Source organism: Streptomyces sp. NPDC050528 (assembly GCF_044457795.1).
GTDB lineage: Bacteria > Actinomycetota > Actinomycetes > Streptomycetales > Streptomycetaceae > Streptomyces.
In genome coordinates, this window is record NZ_JBITHH010000003.1 from 330,181 (window position 1) to 337,661 (window position 7,481).

Consider the following 7,481-nt stretch of genomic DNA (forward strand, 5'->3'; position numbering starts at 1 on the left):
CCCAGACCTACCGCTCGGTCAGGCCGTCTGCTTGGCCGCGGCCCGGCCCGCCGCCCGGCCCGAGAAGAGGCAGCCGCCGAGGAACGTGCCTTCGAGAGCGTTGTAGCCGTGCACTCCCCCGCCGCCGAAGCCGGCGACCTCGCCCGCCGCGTACAGTCCGCCGATCGCCCGACCGTCCGCGCCCAGCGCCCGTGAGTCCAGGTCCGTCTGGATGCCGCCGAGGGTCTTGCGGGTCAGGACGTGCAGCTTGACGCCGATCAGCGGGCCGGCCGCCGGGTCCAGGATGCGGTGCGGGGTGGCGACGCGGCCGAGGCGGTCGCCGATGTAGCGGCGGGCGTTGCGGATGCCCTGGACCTGGGAGTCCTTGCTGTAGGGGTTGGCCATCTGGAGGTCGCGGGCCTCGATCTGGCGCCGGACGACGGCCGCGTCGAGGAGCGGCTTGTCGGTCAACTGGTTCATCTTCTCGACCAGTTGCTCCAGGTTGCCCGCGGTCACGAAGTCCGCGCCCTTGCGCAGGAAGGCGTCCACCGGGCCCGGGGCACCCTTGCCGAGGAGCCGGTCGCGCAGCACCGCCTTCTTGTCCTTGGCGGTGATGTCCGGGTTCTGCTCGGAGCCCGACAGCGCGAACTCCTTCTCGATGATCTTCTGGGTGAGGATGAACCAGGAGTGGTCGTGCTCCGCCAAGTCCTCTGTCGTGCGCAGGTACTTGAGGGTGTTGAGGGTGTCGTAGCCCGGCAGGCACGGGTCGGGCAGGCGGCGGCCGAGGGCGTCGAACCACAGGGAGGACGGGCCGGGCAGGATGCGGATGCCGTGGCCGGGCCAGACCGGGTCCCAGTTCTGCAGGCCCTCGGTGTAGTGCCACATGCGGTCGCGGTTGACGAGACGTACGCCCGCCTCCGCGCTGATGTCGAGCATCCGGCCGTCGACGTAGGCCGGGACGCCGGTGACCATCTCGGCGGGCGGGGTACCGAGGCGCTCGGGCCAGTACTGGCGGACGATGTCGTGGTTGGCGCCGATGCCGCCGGTGGTGACGACGACGGCCTGGGCGGTGAGTTCGAAGTCGCCGATCGCCTCGCGGCTGGAAGAGACGCCCCGGGCCGCGTTGTCCTCGGCAAGGACCGTGCCGCGGACGCCGCGCGCCTCGCCGTCCTCGACCACCAACGCGTCGACCTGATGGCGGTAGTAGAAGGTGAGCAGCCCGTCGCGGGCGGCCTGCCTGGCGTAGTCCACGAAGGGTTCGACGACTCCGGTGCCGGTGCCCCAGCTGACGTGGAAGCGCGGGACGGAGTTGCCGTGGCCGTGGGCGCGCAGGTCGCCGCGTTCCGCCCAGCCGACGGTGGGCAGCAGCTTGATGCCGTGGCTCTCCAGCCAGGGGCGCTTCTCGCCGGCGGCGAACTCGACGTAGGCGCGCGCCCAGCGCACCGCCCAGGAGTCCTCGTCGTCGACACGGTCGAAGCCGGCGCTGCCCTGCCAGTCGTTCCAGGCCAGGTCGAAGGAGTCCTTGATGCCGAGGCGGCGCTGTTCCGGCGAGTCGACGAGGAACAGTCCGCCGAAGGACCAAAAGGCCTGCCCGCCAAGGTTGTTGGCGTTCTCCTGGTCGACGAGCGCGACCCGGCGTCCCCGGCTGGTCAGCTCGTGGGCCGCGACCAGACCGGCCAGACCGGCTCCGACGACGATGACGTCCGCATCCATGGCGACGTTGCCCTTCTCAAGTGGGTGGTCATTCACAAGTGGGTTGTCATTCAGGGGAGTTGCTGCCGTCGGTCAGCAGCGCGGTGAGCAGCTGCTTGAGCCAGGAGCGCGCCCGCTCGGCGTCCTTGTCGAGCAGCAGTTGGGTGGTGACTCCGTCGTACGCGGCGATCACCGCGTGGGCGGCGCCGTCGATGTCGCCCAGTACGGCGGGGAGTTGGGTGTGTCCGCGGGCCCGGGTGAGCCGGTCGGCGATCGCGTCGCGCAGCCGTGCCCGGTGGTCCAGCAGGGTCTGGGCGACGGCCGGGTCCCGGGCCGCGTGCACCAGGAAGTCGGTCTTGACCAGCAGCCAGTCCTGGTCGAGGAGCAGCACGTCGGTGACGCGGTCCACGGCGGCCGGCACGTCGAGGTCGGCCCCGTCGAGCGCGAACGCGCCGGCCACCTGGTCGGCGATCAGCTCGGCCCGGTCCCGGTAGAGCGCGAAGAACAGCTCGTCCAGGCTGCCGAAGTTCGAATAGAACGCGCCCCGGCTGTAACCGGCCGCCTCGCAGACCTCCTCGATGGAGACCCGCCCGAACCCCTTCGCCGCGAACACGGCGAACGCGGCGTCCAGCAGATTGGCGCGCGTGCGGACCCGGCGCCTGGTCACACGCTTGGCCGTCGCCTCCACCGCCATGTCCGGACCTCCGCATCCTTCGTTCGATACGTGAATGTATCCGATACATCGATGTATCCAAAGGGGCAGACCTCAAGAGGCCGACTCCCGCATGGGAACAGACATTCGAATAAGGAGTACGCTGGTTCCATGACCGCGCACCACCTCCAGGGCTCCCTCTTCGACCAGACCGACCAGCTCCGCCTCGGCCCCCTCCACGGGATCCGCCGTACGCCACTGGGGCTCGGCGCCTGGATCGACGTGCTGCCGGGGTGGCTCACCGGCGCCGACGCCCTGTTCGAGGAGCTGGCCACCGAGGTGCCGTGGCGCGCGGAGCGCCGTCAGATGTACGACCAGGTCGTGGCCGTACCGCGACTGCTCGCCTATTACGGCGCGGAGGACGCACTCCCCCACCCGGTACTGGCCGAGGCGAGGGATGCCCTGTCGGCGTACTACACAAGGGAGTTGGGCGAACCCTTCGCCACGTCCGGGCTCTGCTACTACCGCGACGGCCGGGACAGCGTCGCCTGGCACGGCGACCGGATCGGGCGGGGTGCCCGTGAGGACACGATGGTGGCGATCCTCTCCGTGGGCGCGCCCCGCGACCTGCTGCTGCGGCCCGTACGCGGCGGTGAGTCGGTACGGCGGCCGCTCGGGCACGGCGATCTGATCGTGATGGGCGGCTCCTGTCAGCGGACCTGGGAGCACTGCGTCCCCAAGACCACTCGCGCCGCGGGACCGCGCATCAGCGTGCAGTTCCGCCCGCACGGCGTGCACTGAGGCGGAGAGGCGGCCGCTTCGGATGCGCGCGGGGGCCGCCCCCGGCGGACGGCGCCGGAGGCGGCTTCCCCCGCGCACGCCGAGGTCATGCGCGTCTGGTTGGCTGTCCTCGTACGGGGCACCACCTCACGAGGGACGATCATGCGGGCAGAAGTACGCCAAGTCGCGGACGGCACCTACCTGGTGCACGGCAGCAACACCAACTGGGTGATCCTCACGGACGGCGACGCGGTCACGCTGGTGGACACCGGTTACCCCGGGGACCGCGAGCTGGTGCTCGACTCGCTTGAGCAGGTGGGGAGTTCGCCGAAGTCGGTCACGGCGGTGCTGATCACCCACGCGCACAACGACCACCTCGGTTCGGCGGAGTACCTGCACAGCACGTACGGCACGCCCGTCCTGCTGCACGAGGCCGAAGTCCCGCACGCCCGCCGGGAGTTCCTGCAACAGGTGACCGTCGGCGATGTGCTGAAGAACGTCTGGCGTCCCGGAGTGCTGCCGTGGATGGTGCACACGATCCGCGTCGGAGGCACCGAGCAGCATCCGGTCGCCGGGGCCGAGGCGTTCCCGAACTCGGACGGCCCCCTCGACCTGCCCGGCCGACCCGTCCCCGTGCACACCCCGGGCCACACGAGCGGGCACTGTGTCTTCCATCTCCCGGAGCGCGGGATCGTGATCTCCGGGGACGCCCTGGTGAGCGGCCACCCCACCTCACGCATCAAGGGTCCGCAGCTGCTCCCCGACATGTTCCACCACGAGCGCGACCGTGCCGTGGCCTCGCTGGACATCCTCGAAGCGCTCGACGCCGACACCCTGCTGCCCGGCCACGGACCCGTGCACACCGGTCCGGTCCGTGAGGCGGCCGGGCGCGCCCGCGAGCACGCGATCTAAAGTCACCCCATGGCACTGCAGATCAACGCGACGAACCCGGAGCATCCGGTCCTCCTGCTGGAACTGCCCTGGGACGTTCCGCTGGAGGAGTGGCCCGACGAGTACCTGGTCCCGCTGCCCCGCGGCATCTCCCGCCACGTCGTGCGCTACGCCCGCGCCGGCAGCGAGGTCATAGCCGTCAAGGAGCTGGCGGAACGCCCCGCGCTGCGCGAGTACGAGCTGCTGCGCGACCTGGACCGGCTCGGCATCCCCGCGGTCGACCCCCTCGCCGTGGTCACCGGACGCGCCGACGCCGACGGCGAGCCCCTCGAACCGGTGCTGATCACCCGGCACTTGGGCGGCTCGATGCCGTACCGCTCGATGTTCGAGACGACCCTGCGCCCGGCCACCATGCACCGCCTGATGGACGCGCTGGCCGTGCTGCTGGTACGGCTGCACCTGGCCGGGTTCGCGTGGGGCGACTGCTCGCTCTCGAACACGCTGTTCCGGCGGGACGCGGGCGCCTACGCCGCGTATCTGGTGGACGCGGAGACCGGCGACCTGCACCCCCAACTCAGCAACGGGCAGCGGGAGTACGACCTCGACCTCGCCCGCGTGAACATCAGCGGGGAGCTGCTCGACCTGGAGGCGTCCGGGGCGCTGCACCCGTCCGTCGACCCGATCGAGTTCGGCATGGAGATCTGCGCCCGCTACCAGAGCCTGTGGGAGGAGCTGACACGCGTCTCGGTGTACCCGGCGGGCAAGCACCACTTCATCGAACGCCGGATCCGGCGGCTGAACGAACTCGGCTTCGACGTCGCCGAGATGCAGATCGAGCACTCCTCGAACGGCGATACGGTCACGTTCGTGCCCAAGGTCGTCGACGCGGGCCACCATCAGCGTCAACTCCTGCGCCTGACCGGCCTGGACGCCGAGGAGAACCAGGCCCGGCGGCTGCTCAACGACCTGGAGTCCTGGATGGCCACCCAGGACGACTACGCCCCGGGCGATCCCCTCGCCGCCCGTCCCGAGGTGCTCGCGCACCGGTGGGTGCGGGACGCGTTCAGGCCGACCGTGCGGGCCGTACCGCTCGAACTGCGGGGCGCCATGGACCCGGCCGAGATCTACCACGAGCTGCTCGAACACCGTTGGTACATGTCCGAGCACGCCCAGCACGACATCGGCCTGGACACAGCGGTCGACGACTACCTCAAGAACATCCTGCCGAAGGTACGCGAGACGCTGGCACCGACCACCCCGGAGTGACCCAGGTCAGCCCGCGGCAGGCGGGGCCGTCGTGCCCCGGACGACAAGGTGCGGCGGAACCACGCTCTCTCCCTCCGCTACGGCCTCCCCGTCCAGGCGGGCGATGGCGCGGCCGACGGCGAGTTCCGCGAGGCGCGGGACGTCCTGGGCGACGGTGGTGAGGTCGATGTGGGCGAGCCGGGCCAGGCTGGTGTCGTCGAAGCCGACCACGGAGATCTCGCCGGGGACGGACACACCGGCGCGCAGGAGGGTGTCGAGGACGCCTGTCGCGCACCGGTCGTTGAAGGCAAGTACCGCACTGGGCCGGGCAGTTGGGGGTTCGCCGAGCAGAGTGCGGGCGCCCCGCGCGCCGTCCTCCTCGGTGGGACCGCCGGGCAGCACGTGGACCTGGTCGTCGAGGCCGTGGCGGTGCATCGCGGTGCGGTAGCCGCGGCGGCGGTCGGCGGCGCCGGGCGCCTTGCCGCCGTCGATGTGGGCGATGGTCCGGTGGCCGAGCGCGACCAGGTGGTCCACGGCCTGCCGGGCGCCCTCGTCGTCGGCGGTGCGGACGACGTCCACGGCGGGCGGGGCGGGCCGCAGTCGCCGAGCCACCGAGACGACCGGGACCTGGGTCGCGAGCTGCGCGAGGCGGGCGGCCGGGACCTCGGGGCCGAGCAGGACGAGGGCCTCGCACCGGTCGGCGAGCAGCGCCTCCACGGCCTGCCGCTCACCGCGCGAGGGGGCGACCGCGCTCAGGGCGACCTGGTAGCCGACGGGCTCGGCGGCGGCGTAGATGCGCTCCACAAGGTCGGTGTGGAAGGGGTGGCGCAGCCCGAACTGCACACCGAGGAGGCGTGAGCGGTTGCTGCGCAGGACCCGGGCCCGGGTGTCGGGCCGGTAGCCGATCTCCTCGGCGGCCTTGAGCACCCGCTCGCGGGTGGTCGCGCTCGCGCCGTACGCCCCGCGCATCACGATGGAGACCAGCGCGACGGAGACGCCCGCCCGGGCCGCGACATGGGCCAGGGTGGGCCGCTTTCCGTCGGGGACCGCGGGGGTGGTCGGCACGGTTGTCCTTCCGGTCGAGGGGTCGTTCCGTTCCGGGATGGTAGTCGCTCCAAAGGTGCTGGTCCGAAGGTACTGCAACGTTCTAGAAACATGCCCGGTGAAGCCTTGACACGGGAATCCGGTAGTGGCGTACTACTGCCATCTAGAACGTTCTAGAAGAGGGCGAGCAGTGATGTACACGTTGGCGGTCTGTGCCGAGATGGTCTTCCGGGATCTGCCGATCCACGAGCGGGCCCGGCGTATCCACGAAGCCGGTTTCCAGGTCGAGATCTGGGACTGGACCCGGCACGATCTGGACGCGCTGACGCGGACCCCGGCCGAGTTCTCGTCGATGACGGGCTACATCCGGGGCAGCCTCACGGACGAGTCGGGCGCCGCCGAACTTCTGCGCACCGCCGAGGAGTCGGTGAAGGCCGCCGATCAACTGGGCTGCCCCCGGCTGAACTTGCACGGCACCGGCCTGGACTCCGAGGGTCTGCCGGTGGTCCCGGTGACCGGCGAGCCCACGGGCCCGATGTGGATCGCCGCCCACCGCACCCTCACCCGCCTCGCCGAGTTGGGCGACAGCGCCGGGGTCACCTTCACGCTGGAGAACCTCAACGCGGCGGTCGACCACCCGGGCGTGCCGTTCGCGACGGCGGCCGACACCCTGGCCCTGGTCAAGGCGGTGAACCGCCCCGGCCTGCGCATGAACCTGGACCTCTACCACGCGCAGATCGGCGAGGGGAACCTCATCGAACTCGTCCGCCGAGCCCACGAGTTGGACTTGATCGGCGAGATCCAGGTGGCGGACGTCCCCGGCCGCCAGGAGCCGGGCACCGGCGAGATCAACTACCCGGCGATCGCCCGTGCGTTGGCCGACATCGGCTACGACGGCACGGTCGCGATGGAGGCCTGGGCCTCGGACGGCGACAGCGAGCGCGCCCTGGACCGCTTCCGTACCGCGTTCACGGTCTGACCCTCAGGAGGTCTCCGGCGAGGGCACCACGGCCACCGGGCACTCCGCGTGGTGCAGCACCCCGTGCGCGACCGAGCCGATCCGCGGGCCCCCCCCCCGACCGGGGGGGCGCCCCCCCCCCCCCCCCCACCCGGCCCCCCCCCCCCGCGCCCGCCCCCCCCGCCCCCCCCGGCCCCCCCCCCCCGGGGCCCCCCCCGGCCCAAACGGGGCGCGCGGCCC

7 protein-coding genes and 1 pseudogene are annotated in these 7,481 nt (G+C 71.6%); 4 read left to right on the forward strand and 4 right to left on the reverse strand.

Features of this window, described 5'->3' with window-relative positions; genetic code table 11:
* Window positions 1–18 precede the first annotated feature (18 nt).
* Entirely contained in the window at window positions 19–1,692 is a 1,674-nt protein-coding gene (locus tag ACIBK4_RS12925) for an FAD-binding dehydrogenase (protein WP_398995047.1), read from the reverse strand.
* Window positions 1,693–1,738: 46 nt separating this feature from the next.
* Complete coding sequence (locus ACIBK4_RS12930; RefSeq protein WP_398994691.1) at window positions 1,739–2,365, reverse strand: TetR/AcrR family transcriptional regulator; 627 nt, start codon at window positions 2,363–2,365, stop codon at window positions 1,739–1,741.
* Window positions 2,366–2,494: 129 nt separating this feature from the next.
* Here ACIBK4_RS12930 and ACIBK4_RS12935 point away from each other — a divergent pair, with 129 nt between their 5' ends.
* The 3 genes from ACIBK4_RS12935 to ACIBK4_RS12945 all read left to right on the forward strand — a co-directional run bounded on the left by ACIBK4_RS12935 (window position 2,495) and on the right by ACIBK4_RS12945 (window position 5,260).
* On the forward strand, window positions 2,495–3,124 hold the full coding sequence (locus tag ACIBK4_RS12935; RefSeq protein WP_398994692.1) for an alpha-ketoglutarate-dependent dioxygenase AlkB: 630 nt from the start codon (window positions 2,495–2,497) through the stop codon (window positions 3,122–3,124).
* Between the two features lie 141 nt (window positions 3,125–3,265).
* On the forward strand, window positions 3,266–4,015 hold the full coding sequence (locus ACIBK4_RS12940) for an MBL fold metallo-hydrolase (protein ID WP_398994693.1): 750 nt from the start codon (window positions 3,266–3,268) through the stop codon (window positions 4,013–4,015).
* 9 nt (window positions 4,016–4,024) lie between these two features.
* Window positions 4,025–5,260 (forward strand): DUF4032 domain-containing protein, encoded by a 1,236-nt coding sequence (locus ACIBK4_RS12945; RefSeq protein WP_398994694.1) that lies wholly within the window; start codon window positions 4,025–4,027, stop codon window positions 5,258–5,260.
* Window positions 5,261–5,266: 6 nt separating this feature from the next.
* On the opposite strand, the gene ACIBK4_RS12950 is transcribed toward ACIBK4_RS12945, so the two are convergent.
* Entirely contained in the window at window positions 5,267–6,304 is a 1,038-nt protein-coding gene (locus ACIBK4_RS12950) for a LacI family DNA-binding transcriptional regulator (protein WP_398994695.1), read from the reverse strand.
* A gap of 172 nt (window positions 6,305–6,476) precedes the next feature.
* On the opposite strand from ACIBK4_RS12950, the gene ACIBK4_RS12955 reads away from it, so the two are divergent.
* Window positions 6,477–7,262: a TIM barrel protein gene (locus ACIBK4_RS12955; RefSeq protein WP_398994696.1), complete on the forward strand. Its 786-nt coding sequence runs from the start codon at window positions 6,477–6,479 to the stop codon at window positions 7,260–7,262.
* Window positions 7,263–7,265: 3 nt separating this feature from the next.
* Here ACIBK4_RS12955 and ACIBK4_RS12960 read toward each other — a convergent pair.
* A pseudogene (locus ACIBK4_RS12960) lies at window positions 7,266–7,355 on the reverse strand (universal stress protein); the annotation flags it as partial.
* Window positions 7,356–7,481: the final 126 nt, after the last annotated feature.

What these genes read in the sequence shown, in the direction of transcription:
- ACIBK4_RS12940 (WP_398994693.1), top strand. Translation starts at nt 3,266, where the DNA reads ATGCGGGCAGAAGTACGCCAAGTCGCGGACGGCACCTACCTGGTGCAC.
- ACIBK4_RS12935 (WP_398994692.1), top strand. Translation starts at nt 2,495, where the DNA reads ATGACCGCGCACCACCTCCAGGGCTCCCTCTTCGACCAGACCGACCAG.
- ACIBK4_RS12945 (WP_398994694.1), top strand. Translation starts at nt 4,025, where the DNA reads ATGGCACTGCAGATCAACGCGACGAACCCGGAGCATCCGGTCCTCCTG.
- ACIBK4_RS12955 (WP_398994696.1), top strand. Translation starts at nt 6,477, where the DNA reads ATGTACACGTTGGCGGTCTGTGCCGAGATGGTCTTCCGGGATCTGCCG.
- ACIBK4_RS12930 (WP_398994691.1), bottom strand. Translation starts at nt 2,365, where the DNA reads ATGGCGGTGGAGGCGACGGCCAAGCGTGTGACCAGGCGCCGGGTCCGC.
- ACIBK4_RS12925 (WP_398995047.1), bottom strand. Translation starts at nt 1,692, where the DNA reads ATGGATGCGGACGTCATCGTCGTCGGAGCCGGTCTGGCCGGTCTGGTC.